This window comes from Rhodopirellula sp. SH410 (assembly GCF_055811895.1).
This window is the reverse complement of record NZ_CM147949.1, coordinates 6225084-6245931: the sequence shown is the minus strand read 5'-3', so window position 1 is coordinate 6245931 and position 20848 is coordinate 6225084. Positions and strand designations below refer to the sequence as shown.

Here is a 20848-nt window from a genome sequence, read left to right as displayed (position 1 = left end):
CAGGTCAATTTTAAGAACACTCCTAGGTCGCTGGCAGAACCAGCATCTCGGTCGAGTTGAGTTCTTTTCCGCCGCCCCGACTGCCAGCTCCAGCGGCGGTGTAGAGCATGTCCTGGTATTGCCCGATGCCTGTTCCATGGCGGCCTGCGGCGAACACCGACATCACGCGCCACTCGCCCGACCGGGTATCGAGTGCGTGGATTTGATCGTGGGCAGCCGCCTGGTTCGACTCTCCACCGGCGATCAGCAATTCGTCTCCCATGCGAAATGCAAAGCATCCAGCCCGGGGCGTTGGCAGGTTGCTCGCCGCGGGCAGTGTCGACCACGTGCCGTTCTTCAGATCGAACACGTCAACCTCTGGAATCGTGAGATCAAAAACGTGCTTGGTGACCGCTGAAGTCTTGCGTCCGCCCGCCGCGTAGACTTTGTCGCCGATGACCATGGCTTGGAAGTGATCGCGGGTGCGAGGTGCATCGCTGAGGCGTTCCCAAGTGCCTGTCTTCAGATCGAGCCGATCGAGCCAAGGCACCCAGCCGTCCCAGTGCCCGTTTTGGATTCCACAAACCAGATACAGCGAATCATTGTGCACGGCAGCGCCCGCACCTCCGCGTCGGCGGTCTTGCGGGATCTCGGGGCCCCACGACCACTCGTCGCTGCGTGGATCGTAGATCAAAACACGGTCGATTGCTGTTTCTCGGGGGTATTTTCCGGTCATTGCTCCGGCCAAGAAAATGCGATGGTCCCACACGACGGGTTGGAAGTGATGCACTTCGATCGGTGGTTTAGCCCCGTGAGTCCACGTCTGAGTGGTGGGATTAAAAACGTCGACCGGTTGGATTCGCCGGCCACCGATCAGGTACATCTCGCCGTCGCAGGCAATGAATCCCGCTTCATGACGCGCATGTGGCTGACCGTTGGTTGCCACGTTCTGCCAGTGCAGTGGACGCTGGGCAACTTGATTTTGCTTGGACTTTAGAACGACCAACCAATCTTCCTGTGCATCCTCTGGGGGCAATCCCAGGGACACGGTTCCGCCGCCCTTGACCGCGTCGACGCTGCCGCTGGCCAAATCGCCGCCACTTCGTGGGTTGAACCAAGCGACTGTGAACTCGCCCGTTGCGCCGGTAAGGTCGAGTTCCGTTTCGCCACCGTTGGGCAGGTAAACGAGATAGACCTCATCGTCCTTGGCGAAACAGTACCGTGACGTGCCGTGGTTCGGATTGCCGACCAATTCGTCCGCATTCTTCATCTCCCAAAAGGGGATGTCGTGATCGTGAAAGAATCCGATTGCGATGCGGCAGTAGTCCCAGCTCTGATCCCGACTCCGCCAATCTTCGCAGACGATGTCGTTTTGGTCGAATTGGTAGCCAAAGTAATATTCGCAGCCCGCACCGCCACCCATCAGGTTGCCCCACAGGGTTTGCTTGCGGACTTTGTGCTGGGTGTAGGCCATTTTTCCGCTGCGGTCATGGCCATCGAAGCCCTGATAGCCAAGGTCGGGACATTGGCCATGAGATGCAGAGCCCGATTCGTCGAATGCGACCACCCATGGTTTGCCTGCCTCGGAGGATTTTTTGACCCACTTGATCGTCTCTTCGTGGGTCGTTTCCAGGCTGCTGTTTTGGAGTGACACGCCCGTCAACTTGGATTGGTCACCCAACAGCGGACCATACACTTTGTCCTGCTGACTAGGAAACGTGTGGATGACGATGTTGTGACCGTAGGGATCGGTGGCGGCGATGTAGTTGAGCATCGCTTTGACCTGAGCGGTCGTCTGCGTGTTCTCTTCGCCCAGGTTCCAGTTCAGTGCGAGGTTGTGCCCGAACCGAGCGATCATTTCGCGGCAATATAGCTTTCGCTGCACACCGAGATCACCACCGTCGAGCGATTCGTCAACACGTCCGCCTTTGCCGCCGGTACCACGTGAATTGTCGTCGTTTTCGGTCTCTTGCAGTTTGAAGTGCAAGTACATTCCCAGTGCGGTTCCATGATCGAACACCGTACCCCATTGTTCGAGTTTGCTGCAGTCATAGTGCAACTTGTCATCGCGATCAATGAACGGCCAAACATTGTCACCGTCGCCACCAGCGTTGTAGGTCAAGAACGAGAATGCATTGCAACCTTTGCCTGAGAGATAGTTGACCGCACCGATCAGCCCCTTGCCTTTGCCGTCCTGCCAGGTGGGGTCGCCCTGCTTCCAATCCTGTTCGTGAGCCGTCCATGTCTTCAGCGGTGCCTTTTTGGGATTGCCTGCGATGGTGTTATCAAAATCAGCAAATGCGAGCAGCGTTTCAGGCGCGTCCGCTCCGGCCTTGAGAAAGTACTCTTTCGATCCGGCAAACTGCAGGTAGTGCTTCCCCACGTATTCCAAACGCCCGTGGGCGCGCAGGTCGCGACCCTGTTTATCCGAAGCGGCGATCTGAAACTTGCCCTGCTTGCCATCAAACCCTACCAGAGGTTTCGATTTTGCATCGGCGTCTAAGGCCGCATTGTTCCCTTGGACAAATGAAATCGCATACGACCACTCGCCTGGTTCGTCCGGAGCGAACAGGGCGCGCCAGACCGTTCCGTCTTGGGCGGACGTGTTGGCCGCGTTCCCATCGGCAGCAAAGTAGCCGGGAACCGCAAATTGCTTGCCGCTGGGATGAGAGAATGTCACCGTCATTCGATCATCGGTGAATGGGTTCGGTGCATTGTCTTGTTCATGAGCGTAGGGACCGCTCAAATCCAGGGTGACCTTGTGCCACATTTTCAGTTCGCCGCTGATCGAGACACTTCCGTCCCCATCCGCTTGGCGGGGCTCGTGTAGTGGTTTCGAACTGACCGGTTTCGTCGGACTCGGCACGGATGACTTCGTTCGGTTCCTGCTCGCCATCTTGGCCTGCTCGGCCACATACGGCTTTGCAGCCTTGCGAGTGGCAGCGTTCGCAGGCGTGAACGTGACTTCGCTCCAGCGTGCGCGACTGTGTTGATCACCATCCACACTGCCGATGGTCGACGTGACGGAAATGATCGCACCTTCGGTAATGTCGAGGCTCTTCCAAGTGGCGTTGTATTTTTTGCCTTCTTGGGTGGTGCTGGGCGCCAACGGGGACTGGTACTCGCCGATTGTTTCTCCATCCACGCTGACGCGATAGGTCGACTGTCCGTCGTTCTCGCCAACCGTTTTCAGCGTCACGTCATACAGGCCCGTGGGGTAGGGGAACGTGCGTTCGGCGGAGCCCGTCTTCGCAGTGTCCGGGTTGATCGCCAGCCATTTTCCGTCGTCCAGGTAGTACTTGCTCATCTTGCCATCGGCAAACATGGTCGCGGGCATGCTGAGCGCCGTTTCGCCCCCACGCAGGGCTTGCTCAGGTGCACTCGGTTGGGCCGACGCGGCGGCGGGGGTCACGCCGACCATCGAGAAGTCTTTGGGGAGTGTGCCTGATTTGATTTTGGAACTCGGGCCTGCATTTTCGGGTCGTTGAAAATCACGGTTCGATGTCATCAGCCACTTGTCAAACTCAAAACCATCCTCACGCATCGAGAACTCAATCGTGTGTTCGCCCGCTTTCTCGATGTCGAGAAAAATCTTGTAGGGCTCGCCACAGTGTGTTTGCTCAGTACGTTGCTTGCTTTCCCAACGCCAACCGTTCTTGCCTTGGCACCACTGCAAACGTTGGCCGCTCTCGGGCCATGTTCCATCCAGACCGACATGCAATCCATTGTCTTCGCCCCCCGTCGAATAAGCTCGGACCCAGACGTAGTAGCGGCCTGGATTTTCGATATGCACTTTGTACGAAAGCACAGCCATTGAGCCGGCGTCCGGTGCAAAGTTGGTTCCTTTGATCAGTTTGTCGGCATGGGTGCGACGGGTGTCCGGGAGGATTTCCAGGTAAGCACCGCCACTCGCACCGCCAGCATGATTGGGGTCGCCGTCAGGCTGGACATCGGGCGTTGCCCCTTGATGGGTCAAATAGAACGCACGGGCATCCATCGCCCCTTGGCGATAAAAGTGTTCGGCTTCTACGGCGACCAAGCCGTCTGCCTCAGAAAAAACAAGGGACTCATCGACGATCGGCTGTTGCGACCAAGCGGGCGGGCAGCAAGCCGCCAGCAGCAGGACGGTGGGGAAAACAAATCGATTCATGATTGATCTTGGGGAAGGAGGAGTGAAGGGGGTCGGGGGTGTGGGAATCGTTTGTCGCGTCAGAGGCGACCGTCGGGCCGAAGCCTCAAAACGTTAGACCGGATCGTGCGTTGCCAGGTGGAACAGGTAAACGAGCGATCAGGTCGATTCGATTGCGTCGGCGATTGCGTGGGCAACGTCGGTGGTCGAGGCGCTGCCGCCAATGTCGGGCGTCCCCACACGGCCATCGCTGAGGACGCGGGCGACTGCATTCTCCAGTCTCACGGCGGCTTGGGTGCAGACGTCATCGCTGTACCGGTCGCCTAGCCAATCGAGCATCATGCCGGCTGAGAGAATCGTCGCCATGGGATTGGCCACGTTCTTGCCGGCGAGTTGCGGGGCCGTCCCGTGGGAGGGTTGGAACAGAGCATGTTCTTCGCCAATCTCGGCGGATGGGCCGAGTCCCAAGCCGCCGACTAAACCGGCTCCCAAGTCCGATAGAATATCACCGAATTGGTTCTCCATCACCAAGACGTCGAAATCCCATGGGTTCTGCACCATGTACAAGCTCATGGCATCCACATACACCGCATTGTTTTCAATGTCGGGATAGGACTTCGCCACGTCCATGAAGACTTCGCGAAAGAATGCCATGCTCCGGAACACATTCGCTTTATCCACGCAGGTGACCATCTTTTTGCCATCACTCGGCCGTCCGTTGCGTCGCTGTGCCAAGCGGAAAGCAAAGTCCGAGACGCGTGAGGTGCCCGCCCGTGTGATCACCATGGTATCGGTGGCGACTTCGCGTCCGACTCTCGCGCCACCACCGAACGAGGCAAACAATCCCTCGAGATTTTCGCGGATGACGACGAAGTCGATTCCGGGGCCTGTGTCTTTGAGCACACAGGGAGCACCGGGATACAGTTTCACGGGACGAACGGCAGAGTGAACGTCAAGTGCTCGCCGCAGCCCCACCATCATGGTCGGTTGGACTTCCGTACCATCGGGAAATCGCACGTCGGGCAGACCGATGGCGGACAGTAGGACCGCATCGGCGTCGATGCATGCCGTCACGACCGCGTCGGGCAGCGTCACACCTGTCTCACGGTACAGTTCCGCTCCCGCGCGATGAGGGGTGATCGCAAGTTGCAGACCCGGTGTTTCGGATTGAATACGGTCCAGCACAATGCATGTCGCATCCATACATTCCGGCCCGATACCATCACCGGGTAAAGCTGCGATTTGGTAGGTTTTCATCAACTAGTTCCCCAACAACGTCAAACGGCGAACTTCTTTGGATTCCACCCAAGCGGTGACGGTTGCATCAAAGTCCAAGAAATGAGGTGTCAGCTTGTGGGCTGCGAATGCTGCCGCATCGGTATAGGTCTCGTACAAAACGAACGTCGCTCGATCGGCTTCGGCCACGAGCACATCGAACTGATGGCAGCCGGGTTCATGGTCAACGGAGTCGCGTGCTTGTTGCAAGACGCGTGCTTGAAACTCATCAACATGCTCGGGCTTGATGCCAAATGTGACCGAGATCGCAAAAGTGGGTTGGCTCATAGTTGTCCTAGGTAGAGCAGGCTGCCGGCCTGCATCGAAAACGAAAAAGGGTTCACAGGTCGGCAACCTGTGCGTCGGTGAGATAACGAGTCGGCAAACCACGCAGCATCAAAAATAGCTTGGCGGTTTCCTCGAGTTCTTCGATGGCATACACGGCTCGATCTAAGTCGATCGCTCCGATGACGGGGCCATGGTTGGCGAGTAGTACGCCTCGCGAGGACTTCGCCACCCGGCCAACAGCATCCGCCAATTGTTCGTCGCCGGGCGCAAAGTACGGGACGAGCGGCAATTTGCCGACACGCATGACAAAGTATGCCGTGATCGGTGGGATCACATTGTCAGGGTCGATGTCAGCCAAACAACTGACGGCAACCGACCACGTCGAATGTAAGTGGACGACCGCCTGTTCCTGGGAACGTGCATGGTAATAAGCGAGATGCAGGAAGGACTCCTTTGACGGGGGCTTGCCCGATATCAAATTTCCGACCGAATCAAGTCGCGAGATTTCGTCGGGGTCCAGTCTTCCTAAACACGAGTTCGTAGGCGTGACCAGAATGCCGTCGGGCAACCGCACACTGATGTTTCCGGAGCTGCCGGCGGTCAAGCCACGCTCGTAGATCGATCGACCCTGTTCTGCCATCCGTTCACGTAGTTCTCGCTCGCTCATGGGGACATCTCCAGTGCATCGAAAAAGAATCGCGGGCCGCCGAAGTTGCCGGACTTCAACGCCAGCGAGATTGTCGGCTCCGAATCGGTCGCGGCACCGACCGAGGTCACCCAAGGCACCCCGGGCGCGATTTCACGACCGATCCGCACCACGGGAATCTTCAAGGCGCCCACGACCGTCCCGGATGTCTCGCCGCCGGCGACAATTATTCGCGTCGTCCCGAGTTGCCGAAGCCCCACGGCAATCGACGCGAAAATCGATTCCGTTCGATCGGCCGCCGCTCTTTCGCCCCAGCGAGCACGAGCCGCAGAGACCGCTTCCCGATCGGCCGCTGAGCTGATCAGCAATGGCTGCGACGTTTGATCGGATTGACGCCATTGGTCCGCACACCAACGCAGGGCCTCGTCGGCAATGGATTCCGGTGTCGCCTCATCTGCAACGTTGAGACGCCACACCGGGTGAGTTTTTTTAAATTCAGCGACCTGAGCACGAGTTGCGTCCGAGCAACTGCCCGCCAAAATCACGCTGGGTCGAGAGCCGTTGTTGTCCGATACCGATGTGGCCCAACTTTCCGAGCGGCGAAGTTCGATCGCGTCGGCCCAGTAGCGAGCGATCGCCGAACCGCCCGTCAGGAGCCGATGGGAGCTCGCCAGTGACGCTGCTGCCCGCAGATCCTCGTCGGAGATCGCGTCGACGATGACACGCGGCTCACGCGCGCATCCTGACTGGACGTGCGTTGACAGCCAACCGACTGGATAATCCGTCTGAGCTTGCAGGACACGAACGAGGTTACTGTCGGTCATCGGGTTGAGAGGGTGGTTGCGCATCCCGCTCTCGCTCAACGGCACGCCATCGACAAACAGGTAGCCGCAATGGACGGTGCGTCCATTTTCGGGAAACGCCGGGCAAAAGAACAGCTGATCGACGCCCAGTTCCACAGCCAAGCGATCGGCTACCGGACCGATATTGCCTTGGCCAGTCGAATCAAAGGTCGAGCAGTATTTAAAGAAGAATCGATCGGCACCCCAGGACTGGAGAAATCGCAGGGCGTCGAGAGATTGCGAGACGGCGTCTTCGGCCGATATCGAACGCGACTTCAACGCCACCACGATCGCGTCGGCGTCCTGCAGATCAACGCATTGGTCCGGCTCGGGAATCCCGAAACACTGGATCACTCGCCGGCCCGCCCGCACCAGCATGGAGCACAAGTCGGTCGCTCCGGTGTAATCATCGGCAATGCAGCCCAGGCAACGCGACATCATGATGCCACCTCATCGCAAACGATCGCAATCGCGCGCACGGGACATCCGTCTCCGCCACCAATGTTCAACGGCAGTGCGATGAACTCAAATCGAGTTGCGGCGAGCTGATCCAAATTGGCCAAGCCCTCCACGATCACCACCCCGCCGCGAAACAGCGTCTGATGCACGTCCGTCAATTCCACAGGATTGTTCACATCGGCCACTGACGGCGGTTCGACACCAATCAATGCGACTCGTTTTTCAACAAGCCACTGTGCCAGTTCTATTGAGATGCGAGGCAACTCATCGCGATAGGCGGGCGTGCCGAAACGTCGGTGCCAATCGGTCCGGAAGATCAAGCGATCCCCAGCAAAGACATCGCCGATGGACTTCACGACGTCATCGACTGAGATCAAGTGACGGGGCGCCGTGTCGGGCAAATTCACCAGCCTCGCCGCGCCGCAGCAAACCGATAGATCTTGTGCGTCGAGTGTTGCCCCCGCGGGCAGGAAATGACGCGGCGCGTCCATGTGAGTGCCGGCGTGAGAATACAGCGACAATGTCGTTGCATTCCAGCCATTGGTTTCGATTGTCTTGCACGGTTGGATCTCAACGCCGGGCATTTTTTCAGTTACCGGAAGACTCAAATCGATCACCCGGCGTGGCTGCGGCATTCGGGCTGTGTCGGACGTCGCTACGTATCCCTCGCCCGCTATGGGCTCAACGCCAGTGCTATTTCGGGAGACTGTGCCACTTCGGGAAACTGTGCCACCGATGGAAACGGGACGATGGACGTTTGCCGATTCGTAAGCGGCTTCGACCACCTGCAGCGTTCTTCGATACTCCTCCGGAGATGTCTCACACGGGGCGCGACCCTCGAGGACGTCAAGGAAATGTTCTTGGCAGGCCATCACACAGTCACCGGCGAAGCCGTGGCGTGAGGGAGTGTAGTCGTGTTGGTAGGGGGCCCGGCCGAGCGGATGGATCGTGATCGTGCCGTCCGTCGCCAGCGTGATGGTGCCGCCGTCGGCTTCGGCGATGAACTGACCAAACGTGTACCTGGGATCGTTGCTGTCCGATTCGTTGTAACGATTCGCGTCCCAGACCGCCGTCGCGCCGCTGTCCATTTGCAACGTCAGCAGGCACGCGTCTTCGCCTTCGATCGCGTCGTTGATTCGCCGTAACTGCGCCGAGCATTCAGCCACTTCGCCAGCGAGATAGCGAAAGGTGTCAATAAAATGCACGCCCGTCTCTTGGATCAGAAGCCGCGGCATCGTGCGGAAATAGGGCTGGCGGCCCAGGTACGCATCCGGCCCCCAACCGTCTCCCATCCGTGTTCGCATCGTCATCGTATGCAACTGGTGACCAATCACACCGGCGCCGAGCAAGCGTTTGATTTCACGATACCAGGGCTGAAAACGAAAGTTATCATGCACCATGAATGGGGTCCCGGTCGACGTCGCGATCTCCAGAATCTGCGATGCGTCGGTGAAATCGTTGGCCAGTGGTTTTTGGCAGATCACCGGCAGCTGACGCGGCGCGACTCGCCGTATCAAATCCAAACGCTCCGTCGGTCCCGTCGCGATGTCCACGAAATCAATATCGGACAGTTTCAGCGCGTCGTCGATGTCGGTCAGGACATGCTCGATGCCATATTTGCCCGCTGCCGCACGCGCCTTTTCGATGTCCCGATCACACACGGCCACGATGCTCGCTCGGTCGCTACGCTGCCAAGCATCCAGATGGAATTCGCTGAAGTAACCGGCACCGATCAACAATCCGCGCAGCTGCACCGGAGCTGAGGCAAGTGAGTTGAGAGAAGAATTCATGATGCGGATTCCTGTAACGCGACGGTTGGATCAATGCGAAACCACATGCCGATCGCCACTAAGTTCAGTGCCGCGGCGATATAGAAAAATGGTAGCGGGGAGCCGGTCCAGTCCAGCAGATACGGGAACGCCAACGAAGTCACGAACGCACCGATGTTGCCCGCCATGTTCATCATCCCCGAGACCACTCCCGCTCTCGATTTGCCGATGTCCACGCACGTGCTCCAAGACGGCGAGAGCGTCATGTCCGCTCCGAAAATGCACAAGCTAAACCACAGCGATGAAGACAATGGAGTCGATGCGTAGGCACTTCCCACGATACCAATCGCTGCTAAGGCAAACCCCGTCGCCGCGGGCAATCGCCGCGATAGTCGCCAGTTGCCTTTGGAATACAAGCGATCAACCCACCACCCCGCAGTCCAGTTTCCTAGGGCGCCGAAGATCATCGGTACCGCTGTGAATAGACTCGCCTGCATGCCAGTCAATCCATAGCGGGTCATCAGTTGCGGAAAGAACCACGTCAGTCCAAAGAAGAAAATAAAGTTGGACGCAAAGTACTGCACACACAACGCGCGGACGTTCCCCGAGCGAAAAATGGTCTGTGAAAATGATTTTGTATTCGTGTCCGACTGAGGCGGCGCCGTATCGCTTTGTCGGTTCGCCAAAATATAGTCCCGCTCTGTACTGCCCAGCCAAGCTGCGTCGACAGGATCATCGCGAAAGAAGAGGAACCATAAAACCGACCACACGAGACCCACGCCCATCAGAATCACAAACGTGGGCCGCCAACCAAACTGCGTAATCAACCCGGCGACAACGGGTAGCGTCACGGCAGCGCCGATGCGTGAGCCGGAGAAATTAATCCCTTGAACGAGACCGCGTTCCTGCATCGGGATCCACGAGTACATCGCCCGAGCCATGCCTGGGAAGGCGCCCGCCTCACCTGCGCCAAACAAAAATCGAACCGTCAGCATCGTCGCCAGTGAACCCGCCGTCGCCGTCAATCCAGTGAAGACTGACCAGACGGCCACAATCCCGGCGAGCACCCGCCGCGGACCCAAGCGGTCCGCCAGCAATCCGGCGGGTGTTTGAAACAACGCGTAGCCGAGCGAGAAAGCCGCAAATACCCAGCCCATCTGCTGGTCGCTGAGCATGAGGTCATTCGCGACGTCCTGCTTCGCCGCCGAAATACACACTCGATCGACGTAGAGCAGCACCGACAACATGAACGTTGCCGCAACTAAAATCGCTCGCGCTGGTAATCGCATCCGGATGAACTCTTGGGACAATGGCGTGAAGGGACGGGAGGGTTCCAGTATGTCTGGGGAACATGACGGGCTGGTAACCTACCCCACCGATTATTCCGGCGTTCGAGACTCGGAATAAAAAGCATCTCGAAGTCGCAACCTTAGCAGCGATAAATGGGCGGTTCCATTGTATAATCTCGTTTGTTCATTCGGGGGTTCCTAACGAATGTGTTGCGTGAACGACGTTGGGTGCGAGAGCATCTTTGCAGCGGTTTGTTGACGATGGGGCAGATGCAGGACGTTCTGCCCAGTTGATGAGAGACGCCAAGGCACTCGCAACGATCTACCCGTCCGATCGGTCCAGACGTAAAATTGCCCTCTTGCTCAGGGGCAACGTGTTTGACGAGAGGCTGCCTCCCTCCCCGTTTCGCGTCGACGTCGCGCTGTTGCGTCGTGGCCGCTGACGGACGAACGCCCTGTGATCACTTGTTGAGCTCCTTGGGAACGAGCGGAAAATGACTGTCTGATATGGTGGCCGAACGCTCCGCGGTCGACCATTCCGACCGCGGAGCGTTCGGCCACTTATTTTCCGCTCGTTCCTTAGTGATCGATTGTCCGCGAGGTAGCCGACGCCCAAAAGATCGGAAAGTTGTTAACATGACGGCCATGGATGAAATTGATCTCGACGATGATGGCGTGGATGAGGCGGACGAAGTGTCGTTCGCCGGTGAGAGTGATGTCGTGCCACCCGATGAGCTTCCCAGCGAGGCAGCCATCCGTGGTCGGCGGATCACAATCGTAGGTCAACTTGGCGGGATGAATCGTCGGGAAGCGACGAACCTGCTGCGGTCTTACGGCGCGGTCGTCGTCGAATCGGATTCCGCTGCGGTGGACTGGATCGTGATCGGTGCCGAAGAGTCACCGCTGGCCGAAGCCGAATTGATCGAGGAGGCGACCCGTCGCCGAGGGCTGCCGAGCCAATCGCAGATTTTGCACGAGACGGATCTATGGCAACGCATCGGGTTGGTCGATAGCGAACACTCCGTCCGCAAACTGCACACACCCGCGATGCTGGCTCACCTGCTGGGCGTTTCCGTTCGCGTGATCCGGCGTTGGCATCGGCGAGGGTTGATCAAACCTGTCCGCACGCTCCACCGCTTGCCTTATTTTGATTTCCAGGAGGTAGCGACGGCGCGGCGGTTGGCGGCGTGGGTGGCGTCGGGGGCGAGCCCCGAGGCGATCGAGAGGCGGTTGCTGCAACTGATCGAAATCGTGCCCGAACTCCGGCGTCCCTTAGACCAACTCTCCATTTTGATTGAGGGCAAACACGTGCTGCTGCGGCAGGGTGAGGGCTTGATTGAACCGGGCGGGCAGTTGCGTTTTGATTTCGATCATCTCGGTCAATCGACGACCGATCTCGATTCGCCCGAGGAGGAGCAGGACTCGACGGTTTCCATTCGTTTTCCCGGCCCAGGTTCAAACCATTCGCTCGCCTTCCCGCCTGTTGACGCCGCCGAGTTGGACGATGAGGGTGATGACGAGTTGCTGATGTCAGCGTACGCAGCCGAGGATAACGGCGACCTCGCATACGCCGTCGATTGCTACCACGCACTCTTGGCCCGAGACGGCAGTCGCGCCGACTGGCATTTTCAAATCGGTGAATTGCTCTACCGAATGGGGGAGACGATTGCCGCGCGGGAGCGATACTACGCAGCGTTGGAAGCCGATCCAGATTTTGTCGAGGCACGCTCGAGTCTGGCCGGCGTACTGGCCGAGACAAACCAGCTCGAACTCGCCGTGGCGGCTTATCAGGGAACGCTCGCACGGCATGATGATTATGCTGACGTGCAGTACAATCTAGCGCGTCTGCTCGACCAGCTCGATCGACCGATCGAAGCCGAGCGGCATTGGCAGCGGTTCCTCGAACTCGCCCCGGGAAGTCCATGGGCCGACGAGGCACGCGGACGCTTAGATTTACGCGACGACGAAACACGTTCATGAACGCCTCTGATATCCAAACTCGCATCCGACCAACACTCGATCAACTGCGCGGCGAACTGATTGCTGATCGCGGGGACGCCGACCACTGGACCGGTCGCCTGTCGGCGTCGGCACTGAGCACGGCAACGGCGATTAGCGCATTGAGCGTGGCGCTGGATTGTAGCCGTACCGCTCCGTCGGTCGACAATGAGCGTTATCTCGAATTGATTCGGCGCGGCTGCGATTGGCTGGATGTTCAGCAGAACGCAGACGGTGGTTTTGGTGATACGGACCTGAGTCACTCCAACATCGCGACCAGTTATCTTGTGTTGGCGGCGCGAACGTTGGCGGCAAATGTCCTTGGCCGAACGGGTGATGACGCGCGGGGCGATCAGTCGCACGCTGCCTTGCAGCAGTATTTGGATGCCGCCGGAGGGATACCGGCATTACGCGAGCGTTATGGCACGGACAAGACGTTTGTCGTCCCCATCTTGAATAACTTGGCGATCGCGGGGCTGGTGCCTTGGTCCGAAGTCGCTGCGTTGCCGTTTGAGGCTGCGGTATTCCCCCAGTCGATGTATCGGTTTTTGGGAATGCCCGTGGTTAGTTACGCGGTGCCCGCTCTGGTCGCGATTGGACAGGCAAAGTTCTGTCGTTCGAGCTGCCTGCCGCCCTGGTCGCTCGTACGGCAAGCGGCGATCAAGCCGTCGCTGAGGGCACTCGAAAAGATGCAGCCTGGCAGTGGCGGGTATCTTGAGGCGACGCCCCTGACCGCATTCGTGGTGATGTCGCTAGTGGATACGCTCATCACTTCGCCACAGCCCAACGCGAGCCGCGACCGGGTCATCGAAAGTGGTCTGCGGTTTCTCGAAGCATCCGTGGACGACGAGGGCAGTTGGCCGATCGATACGAACCTGGCAACCTGGGTGACTTCATTGTCCCTCACCGCACTGGCCAATGATCCCGCCGACGCACGCGAGTGGTCGAGCGAATCGCTGGTCGAGTGGCTGTTGTCGTGTCAGCATCGCACGCGGCATCCGTTTACCGGTGCGGACCCGGGGGGGTGGGGGTGGACGGATTTATCGGGGGCCGTTCCCGATGCCGATGACACGCCTGGAGCGATCATTGCCCTGGCGAAACTTCGAGGGTCCGCCGACGAGCCGCAGGCCACACGGATCGACGATGCCTGTGCCGCGGGCAAGCAGTGGCTACTCGGTTTACAGAACCGCGATGGGGGGTGGCCGACGTTTTGCCGTGGTTGGGGCAAATTGCCGTTTGATCGGAGCAGTACGGATTTGACCGCCCACGCGATCCGCGCGTTTGGATTGATGCCACCGTGTTCCCGCAGTGAAGCGGCGATCGGGCGCGGACTCAAGTTTTTGCGGGCGGCGCAGCAGGCCGACGGGTCGTGGCTGCCGCTGTGGTTTGGCAATCAAGACCGACCGGCGGAGGACAACCCCGTTTACGGGACCGCCAAGGTGCTCGTTGACGTTTCTCGGGATCTGGGGAGCGACGCGATTAGCAACGGTGTCCGTTATCTTCTCGACTCTCAGAATGCCGATGGTGGCTGGGGCGGTGGCGAGTCCGTCACGCGCTACCACGAGTCAGGCAAATCGTTCCCGGCAACGCAGGGGGGGGGTGACGTTACCAGTACGATCGAAGAAACTGCCTTGGCAGTCGAGGCTTTTGCTAGCCTGTGGGGTTATCTAGGCAGCGAGGAGTTCTCGGGAAACCTAAAATTCTCGCCGAAATACCCTTCCCTGACCGAGTCGACGCGAGACGCTATACTAGCGGGTTCCGATTGGCTGGTGCACGCGGTTGCCGCTGGGCAGCACCGCGTTGCTTGGCCGATCGGTTTTTATTTTGCCAAATTGTGGTATCACGAACGCCTGTACCCCCTGATTTTCACCACCGCTGCGCTCGGTCGCGTTGCCACGTTGCCTTTTGTTGGTGGTGCCTACCAAGACGACACTCCCTAGGGTAATCATTTTGTCGACCGGACATCCCACCACTCGAAACGAAACGACGCGAAACGATACGTCTCGCAGCGAATCGTCGCGTCGTCAGCGCCGCAACACGAGCAACCTCAAGGACGTTCCCGAAACACTCGCGATGCGAGAAAGTCTACGGGATCGCTGCCGGGAGGTCGCCGATCGGCTCGATCGTGATCATCCACTGACCAAGGACGAGATGGAGCAGGTGGCGCGGCGGATGCTCACTGAGGCTGATCTGCCGGAGGGCCTGCTCGGCTGGACGATGGTCAATATCAGTAGCGCGTTTTGGCGACACCAATTGTCGTCCGTGCCCCCTGAGCGGCGATTGTTCCTGCTGCCCCACTGCCTAAAACACGCTGAGGGCTGCCCGGCCGATTACGATCAGTTTGGCATGAACTGTAAACAGTGTGGTGCCTGCAGCATCGCCGATTTCCGCAGCGTTGCCGAAGAAATGGGTTACCGGGTGCTCGTGGCCGAGGGTTCGCCTGTGGTGATGAAGATCATTGTCGGTGGCTATGTCGATGCGGTCGTCGGCGTCGCGTGCTTGAATGTGCTTGAAAAAGCGATCGACAAAGTTTTGCTGGCAGGTATCCCGTGCATGGCGGTGCCGCTGCTCTCGAGCGATTGCCGAAACACAAAAGTCGACGAGTCTTGGGTCGAAGAGATGATCCGCACACCGTACGTGCCCGCGACTGCAAAAACTCGCAGCTACGTACATCTGATGCGTTCGGCGGGAAATTTGTTCGGTCGCGATACATTGCACCGACTCGCCCCGCCGATGCGCGGGATTGGACTGGCTGATCCGACTTCAGGTGAGAATGCCGGAACGAATCCAGCATCGATTTCACGCGATGCGGGTGTCGATGGTGCGGTTCAACGTCTCCAACGCGAAACGCCTGACTATGCGGCCGACGCGATCACTCCGGGGCAGCTGGCCGGTGTGGATCCGATCGGCGCGACCGAGGCGATTGCCTACGACTTCCTCGCCCGGGGCGGCAAGCATTCACGTCCCTTTATCACACTGGCTGCCTATGACGCGGTCACGGGTGGCGAGGCGACATCGAGCAACGGTGAAACCAAAGCGGCAGAGTTCCCCGATGCCGTCCGACGTGCGGCCCTGAGCATCGAGACGTTTCACAAGGCCAGCCTCGTGCACGATGACATCGAGGACGATGATGCCTACCGGTACGGCCAACCCGCCGTCCATCACCGCTTCGGCATCGCGTCGGCAATCAACGTCGGCGACTACCTGATTGGGCTGGGGTATCGCCTGCTCAGCCGCGACATGGTCGGTGATCAAGTCGACGCGGCGACACGGGTGGACTTGCTCGATTCGCTCGCGGCCGCCCACGTCCGCTTGTCCGAAGGCCAGGGTGCCGAACTGATTTGGCGAGATGCCAAAGATCGCCGCTTGCAACCGATCGATGCGTTGAAAATCTACGCGTTAAAAACCTCTCCCGCTTTTGAAGCGGCGCTCTACAGCGGCGTGCGGATGGGCGGCGACGCATCCAAACTCGTCGAGCCCATTCGCAGGTTCTCACGCAATCTCGGGGTCGCATTTCAAATTATCAACGACCTCAATGATTGGATCGGAGACGATTCGAACAAACTCACCGCTGGCGCCGACGTGATCGCCGGTCGACCGACACTGTTGTGGGCGCTGGCTCTACAGCACTTGGACGAAGATGATCAAGACACCCTGCTGGGGCTCGCGAGCGACGAGTGCGAGATGAGCGTGGGAGAGCGATTGCGGACGGCCGAGCGTTTGTACCGCAAGGCCGGCGTGTTTGATCTGTCGCTACAATTGGTCGAGAAACATCAGGCGCGTGCCGAACAGGTCGCCGATGAACTGGAAAGTGAACCGCTTCGCAGGCTCTTGTATTTCCTCGTCGACACCGTGCTCGAGCGTCCTGAGATGCCAACCCCCGCCACGGTCTCGTTGTCCGCAGCGATGCCGGTCGCCTGACGAGCGAGTCGTTGGGTGTCGCCATGTTCGCCAGAGCGTGGAATCCGTTGCCAGGCGATGGCAGCGATCGCAAGCCCGCCAATTGCCCCACCCCTCACGGACCGCTTCATGCCCTCCTCATCCGACCCACCGCTGCGCCGCTGCATTGACATCGACTCGCTCATTTCGAAGTTCTACCCCGACTCCGATACGCTCGCGAAATTTGAACAGGTCGCTACTTGCCCACCACCGTTTGATCAGCTGCTCGATCACAACAGTCATATGACCGTGACGGTCGAGGCCTTCCATCAGGATCAAGTCAATGTCGTCGTGCACCGGAGTTGCAATCGCCTGCGTGATGGACGATTCATCTGGCAAGACGACCCCGCATTGCAAGGCGAGGGACGTCGCTCGATCGCCGAACAAACGGTTTCTTACTCGCGCGAAATCACGCTGGTCACACAGAGTACTGGTAAAATTGTGCAGTACGGCCTCGTGCGATTAGACCCCTCGACGATCGGCCACGAAGTCTGGATGGAGATTGCTGGCGAGGGCATTCCACTGGGACGAGCCTTGATCAACCACAACGTGCTGCGCTCCGTCGAGCTGGACCGGCTATGGAAGATCACACCCCACGAAGTACTGGCGTCGTTCTTGAAAACGACCCCCCACGAAGTCGTCTATGGACGAACGGCACTCATCCGCTGCAACGACCAACCCGCTATCGAATTGGTCGAGATTGTGTGTGAGTAGCCGAGTCTCGCTGAGGCTCGCACGCGATGGTTCGGGGGCCCTCAAATCGAGTTCACGCTCGAACCGTTCGCACTACTCTTTCAACGTAGCTTTTTTATTCGCGAACCAATCTTGCCGTTCGATCCCTGATGCAACGCCATCCTTGTTGGCATCCATCTCGTCAAAGTTGGCTTCCACTTTGGCTGGGTCCCAAGCCCATCGGTTTGTTTCCCATTTGGCCTTTTCCATGGCCACGAATTGCGTTTTTGTCATGCCGCTGGCACTCGCTTCGGATTTTGGAGCCCCCGTGGAGTCTTGTTCGGTATCCATCGCGGGCTTGTGCGGTGCCGCCGCGGGAGCAGCGACGTCTTTATTCTCCCAGACGCGGACGTAGTCGACGATCATGTCGGTGGGAAAGCCGTCTTGGGTTGTGGCCTCCAGCACGGCAACCCGTTGTCCACGCTGGTAACTTTCAAAGGGGCGACGCAGCCCAAGCGACAAGGTCACATGCATGGGAAGATGCCAATAGAGATTCGGTTTGCGAGCGATTTCCTTGCCGTCGATGTACCAAACGACAAAGTCCTTGTTGTTCTCCACGGCGTAGACGTGAAAGTCGTTTCGCGGATCAAAGGGAGCATGATATTCGTTCTTGTTGGTTTCAGGGTGGGTGCCGGGGCGCATCCACTGGCCTGATCCGTTCTTCATCAAGACGTTGTGCAAATTGCAATCGATGATGTCAGGGCCGTTGTTTTGCTTGGTTTCGTTGTTGTACTCGGATTGTAAGAGTTCAATGATATCGATTTCTGAGTACGTGACCGTTTCACCATCTTGTGCTTGATAGCGGTTCTCGGGGCCTTTACTGTGCAGCCAGAATGCGGGTGAGGCGCCAGGGAATCGTGAGCAGGCTTTCACGCGAGCCTCGAAGTAACCGTAGGTAACGGTTTGGTGCTGGCGTGCAATGCCGGATGTGTAAGCGAGTTCTTTGCCGTCACGAGTGTGGAACTCCTGAGCCATTTGCAGGTGCAGCGAGCCATCCTTTAGAAAGGTATTCTCGGGTTCCCAGCTCCACGTGCCCCAGTCCTCGGTGTTGGTATTCCAAAGCTTCCTGTTGACTTGGTCACCCTCAAATTCGTCGGATAGTTCTTCTACGAACTCCCACTGGCCCGGACTCTGCTCGAAGAGGTTCCCCACCGGTGCCGGTTCCGCCGCGAGCGCCGATTCCGCCGCGAGCGCCGGCGCCGCCCACCAGAGCAGTAGGACGATGGCGATGTTGCAGAATCGGAGGATGTTCTTCATCGGGTTGCTATTTGAGTGGAGGTTCATCGGACAAGCAAGATTCTGAAATAGAAACGGACCTTCCATCTGGAAGAATACACGCTCGAACAGGTCTGTGTTGGGGTTTCGTCATGTCTCGCCCGGGCGAACATCATTGCGAACCCTTCATGTTGACCGACGTGTGTCGCGGGCAGTTAGGAACGAGCGGAAAATAAGTGGCCGAACGCTCCGCGGTCGGAATGGTCGACCGCGGAGCGTTCAGCCACAATATCAGACAGTAATTTCCCGCTCGTTCCTTAGAACTTAGGGTTGGTAGAACACAGCGAGCCACACGGTTGGCTCATCGGGAGTTGTCGATTCAACACGATGTCTGCGATGGGCTGGGATGTCGATATGGTCGCCTGGGGTGAGTCTGATTGGCTCGGCCTCGCCATCGAGTCGTAGGCGGGCTTCACCGCTGAGGACGACGACCCATTCGTTTTCGTCTTGGTCGTACCAGAAACCCTCGGGGCTGCTGTGGCCGGTCGAGACAATCCGTTCAATGCGAACATGTTGGCTCTCGGCGAGCACGTCGACCAATTCATTCGGGAGCTGCGTGGGGAGTTCGGCAAAGAGATTCGTCATGGTTTGTGTTGGAGGTGCGAGGTTGTTGGCAGGCATGATGTGGGGGCGCGATGCCAGGGTGGGGTGAGCAGTTATCAGCTCAGGACGCAAGTTTTAGCGGGATGCCATCTCTCGGCGTTTGGGTATGTCAGTGGACGGGCATCAGGAGGGTCATGATATTTCGTTTTGGAGTCTTTTCTTCGTTTGGGACCATCGTCGTGATGACTTTTGCTAAGATTTCAAGCAACGCCTCGTCGTTAAAGAAGTCCCCTCCCACCTCCCACCGGATTGCAACACCATGTCCAACCTCTGCAAATCGTCGCGCCGCGAGTTCCTGAGCCACGCCGCAGCGGCCACAGCCTGTGTCGCCGCCACTTCGCCACATCGTGTTTTCGCAGCCCCGAGCGACCGTCTCAATATCGCCTTCATCGGTGTTGGTGGCCGCGGCGGAGCGAATTTGCATACGATCGCGTCCGATGCGGGGGTCAATGTTGTCGCGTTGTGCGACGTCAACGGTAAAAACCTGTCGAGCGCGGCCGACCGGTTCCCGAAAGCCCGCCGCTACGAAGATTTTCGCAAACTGTATGAGAAGACTGACGATATCGACGCGGTCGTTGTCTCCACCAGTGAGCACACGCACGCCTATGCCACCATGCCTGCACTGAAGGCGGGCAAGCACGTTTATTGTGAAAAGCCACTAACCCACAACGTGCACGAATCGCGGGCGATTACCAAAGCGGCAGCGGACGCGGGTGTGGTCACGCAAATGGGAACTCAAATTCACGCGGGCAACAACTACCACCGCGTGGTCGAGCTGATCCAAACGGGGGCCATCGGCAATGTCAGCGAAGTTCACACCTGGGTTGGTCGCGCCTGGGGACTGCAGAGTGCTGAAGACGCGAAAGCCAACGGTGACATTGTCTCGGTCCAGAATCGGCCGACCGAGTCGATGACACCGCCGGATTATTTGAACTGGGATCTTTGGCTCGGCCCGGCGCAAGATCGTCCCTACCACGACGTCTATTTCCCCGGCCCGAAATGGTACCGCTGGTGGGACTTCGGCAACGGAACCATGAGTGATTTGGGCAGCCACTGGAACGACTTGGCCTACTGGGCGCTCGAGCTCGATGCCCCGTACCGGATTGAAGCGTTCGGTGACAAGCCGCATCCGGAAATCGCACCGGCATCCATGTCCGCGGCGTACAGCTACGCAGCGCGTGGCGAAATGCCACCGGTCACGCACACGTGGTACCAAGGCTCACACAAACCGGAAATTTGGAAAGAGAAAGGAATTCCACAGTGGGGCAGCGGCACGTTGTTTGTCGGGGACAAAGGCATGCTGCTCTCGGACTACAGCAAGTATCTGCTTTTGCCCGAAGCGGATTTCGCTGACTTTCAATCACCCGAGCCCTTTGTTCCGGATTCGCCGGGCCATCATCAGCAGTGGCTCGCGGCGATCCGCGGCCAGGGTGAAACGGCCAGTCCGTTTAGCTATGCGGGCCCGCTGACCGAAGCGAACCACTTGGGCAACGTGGCCTTCCGGGTCGGCCAACCAATTGATTGGGATACGAAGACGATGAAGGTTACCAATACGGACGCCGAGCGGTTCCTGCAGAGAATCGATCCGCGTGAAGGTTGGAGCTTGTCGTAGGATCGAACCCTCG

At 58.5% G+C, this 20848-nt stretch carries 14 protein-coding genes; 5 read left to right on the top strand and 9 right to left on the bottom strand.

Annotated elements, in window-relative coordinates:
• Positions 1 to 22: 22 nt before the first annotated feature.
• The 7 genes from SH410x_RS22970 to SH410x_RS22940 form a co-directional block, all read right to left on the bottom strand.
• Positions 23 to 4129 (bottom strand): Kelch repeat-containing protein, encoded by a 4107-nt coding sequence (locus SH410x_RS22970; RefSeq protein ID WP_473671090.1) that lies wholly within the window; start codon positions 4127 to 4129, stop codon positions 23 to 25.
• 138 nt (positions 4130 to 4267) lie between these two features.
• Positions 4268 to 5365 carry an isocitrate/isopropylmalate dehydrogenase family protein gene (locus SH410x_RS22965; RefSeq protein WP_473671088.1) on the bottom strand — a complete coding sequence of 366 codons (1098 nt, stop codon included), beginning with the start codon at positions 5363 to 5365 and terminating at the stop codon, positions 4268 to 4270.
• 3 nt (positions 5366 to 5368) lie between these two features.
• The gene (locus tag SH410x_RS22960; protein WP_473671086.1) at positions 5369 to 5671 is read right to left on the bottom strand and encodes a putative quinol monooxygenase; all 303 of its coding nucleotides are present in this window, start codon (positions 5669 to 5671) and stop codon (positions 5369 to 5371) included.
• Between the two features lie 52 nt (positions 5672 to 5723).
• Positions 5724 to 6338 (bottom strand): 3-oxo-tetronate 4-phosphate decarboxylase, encoded by a 615-nt coding sequence (otnC, locus tag SH410x_RS22955; protein WP_473671084.1) that lies wholly within the window; start codon positions 6336 to 6338, stop codon positions 5724 to 5726.
• Positions 6335 to 7597 carry a 3-oxo-tetronate kinase gene (otnK, locus tag SH410x_RS22950; protein ID WP_473671082.1) on the bottom strand — a complete coding sequence of 421 codons (1263 nt, stop codon included), beginning with the start codon at positions 7595 to 7597 and terminating at the stop codon, positions 6335 to 6337. Before otnK ends, otnC begins: the two co-directional genes overlap by 4 nt.
• Positions 7597 to 9408 carry a cyclase family protein gene (locus SH410x_RS22945; protein WP_473671080.1) on the bottom strand — a complete coding sequence of 604 codons (1812 nt, stop codon included), beginning with the start codon at positions 9406 to 9408 and terminating at the stop codon, positions 7597 to 7599. Before SH410x_RS22945 ends, otnK begins: the two co-directional genes overlap by 1 nt.
• A complete protein-coding gene (locus SH410x_RS22940; protein WP_473671078.1) occupies positions 9405 to 10676 on the bottom strand; it encodes an MFS transporter in 1272 nt (423 codons plus the stop codon). The genes SH410x_RS22945 and SH410x_RS22940 overlap by 4 nt, the downstream gene beginning before the upstream one ends.
• Positions 10677 to 11312: 636 nt before the next feature.
• Here SH410x_RS22940 and SH410x_RS22935 point away from each other — a divergent pair.
• The 4 genes from SH410x_RS22935 to SH410x_RS22920 all read left to right on the top strand — a co-directional run bounded on the left by SH410x_RS22935 (position 11313) and on the right by SH410x_RS22920 (position 17327).
• Complete coding sequence (locus SH410x_RS22935) at positions 11313 to 12656, top strand: helix-turn-helix domain-containing protein (protein ID WP_473671076.1); 1344 nt, start codon at positions 11313 to 11315, stop codon at positions 12654 to 12656.
• Positions 12653 to 14614 carry a prenyltransferase/squalene oxidase repeat-containing protein gene (locus tag SH410x_RS22930; protein ID WP_473671074.1) on the top strand — a complete coding sequence of 654 codons (1962 nt, stop codon included), beginning with the start codon at positions 12653 to 12655 and terminating at the stop codon, positions 14612 to 14614. The genes SH410x_RS22935 and SH410x_RS22930 overlap by 4 nt, the downstream gene beginning before the upstream one ends.
• Before the next feature lie 133 nt (positions 14615 to 14747).
• A complete protein-coding gene (locus SH410x_RS22925; protein WP_473677376.1) occupies positions 14748 to 16595 on the top strand; it encodes a DUF116 domain-containing protein in 1848 nt (615 codons plus the stop codon).
• A 108-nt stretch (positions 16596 to 16703) separates the two neighbouring features.
• Positions 16704 to 17327: a hypothetical protein gene (locus SH410x_RS22920; protein ID WP_473671073.1), complete on the top strand. Its 624-nt coding sequence runs from the start codon at positions 16704 to 16706 to the stop codon at positions 17325 to 17327.
• 72 nt (positions 17328 to 17399) lie between these two features.
• Here SH410x_RS22920 and SH410x_RS22915 read toward each other — a convergent pair whose 3' ends face one another.
• A complete protein-coding gene (locus tag SH410x_RS22915; protein ID WP_473671071.1) occupies positions 17400 to 18602 on the bottom strand; it encodes a kappa-carrageenase in 1203 nt (400 codons plus the stop codon).
• A 282-nt stretch (positions 18603 to 18884) separates the two neighbouring features.
• Positions 18885 to 19205 (bottom strand): cupin domain-containing protein, encoded by a 321-nt coding sequence (locus SH410x_RS22910; protein ID WP_473671069.1) that lies wholly within the window; start codon positions 19203 to 19205, stop codon positions 18885 to 18887.
• A 277-nt stretch (positions 19206 to 19482) separates the two neighbouring features.
• Here SH410x_RS22910 and SH410x_RS22905 point away from each other — a divergent pair, with 277 nt between their 5' ends.
• On the top strand, positions 19483 to 20835 hold the full coding sequence (locus tag SH410x_RS22905; protein WP_473671067.1) for a Gfo/Idh/MocA family protein: 1353 nt from the start codon (positions 19483 to 19485) through the stop codon (positions 20833 to 20835).
• Positions 20836 to 20848 lie beyond the last annotated feature (13 nt).

What these genes read in the sequence shown, in the direction of transcription:
- SH410x_RS22970 (WP_473671090.1), bottom strand. Translation starts at nt 4,129, where the DNA reads ATGAATCGATTTGTTTTCCCCACCGTCCTGCTGCTGGCGGCTTGCTGC.
- SH410x_RS22965 (WP_473671088.1), bottom strand. Translation starts at nt 5,365, where the DNA reads ATGAAAACCTACCAAATCGCAGCTTTACCCGGTGATGGTATCGGGCCG.
- SH410x_RS22960 (WP_473671086.1), bottom strand. Translation starts at nt 5,671, where the DNA reads ATGAGCCAACCCACTTTTGCGATCTCGGTCACATTTGGCATCAAGCCC.
- otnC (WP_473671084.1), bottom strand. Translation starts at nt 6,338, where the DNA reads ATGAGCGAGCGAGAACTACGTGAACGGATGGCAGAACAGGGTCGATCG.
- otnK (WP_473671082.1), bottom strand. Translation starts at nt 7,597, where the DNA reads ATGTCGCGTTGCCTGGGCTGCATTGCCGATGATTACACCGGAGCGACC.
- SH410x_RS22945 (WP_473671080.1), bottom strand. Translation starts at nt 9,408, where the DNA reads ATGAATTCTTCTCTCAACTCACTTGCCTCAGCTCCGGTGCAGCTGCGC.
- SH410x_RS22940 (WP_473671078.1), bottom strand. Translation starts at nt 10,676, where the DNA reads ATGCGATTACCAGCGCGAGCGATTTTAGTTGCGGCAACGTTCATGTTG.
- SH410x_RS22935 (WP_473671076.1), top strand. Translation starts at nt 11,313, where the DNA reads ATGACGGCCATGGATGAAATTGATCTCGACGATGATGGCGTGGATGAG.
- SH410x_RS22930 (WP_473671074.1), top strand. Translation starts at nt 12,653, where the DNA reads ATGAACGCCTCTGATATCCAAACTCGCATCCGACCAACACTCGATCAA.
- SH410x_RS22925 (WP_473677376.1), top strand. Translation starts at nt 14,748, where the DNA reads ATGCGAGAAAGTCTACGGGATCGCTGCCGGGAGGTCGCCGATCGGCTC.
- SH410x_RS22920 (WP_473671073.1), top strand. Translation starts at nt 16,704, where the DNA reads ATGCCCTCCTCATCCGACCCACCGCTGCGCCGCTGCATTGACATCGAC.
- SH410x_RS22915 (WP_473671071.1), bottom strand. Translation starts at nt 18,602, where the DNA reads ATGAAGAACATCCTCCGATTCTGCAACATCGCCATCGTCCTACTGCTC.
- SH410x_RS22910 (WP_473671069.1), bottom strand. Translation starts at nt 19,205, where the DNA reads ATGACGAATCTCTTTGCCGAACTCCCCACGCAGCTCCCGAATGAATTG.
- SH410x_RS22905 (WP_473671067.1), top strand. Translation starts at nt 19,483, where the DNA reads ATGTCCAACCTCTGCAAATCGTCGCGCCGCGAGTTCCTGAGCCACGCC.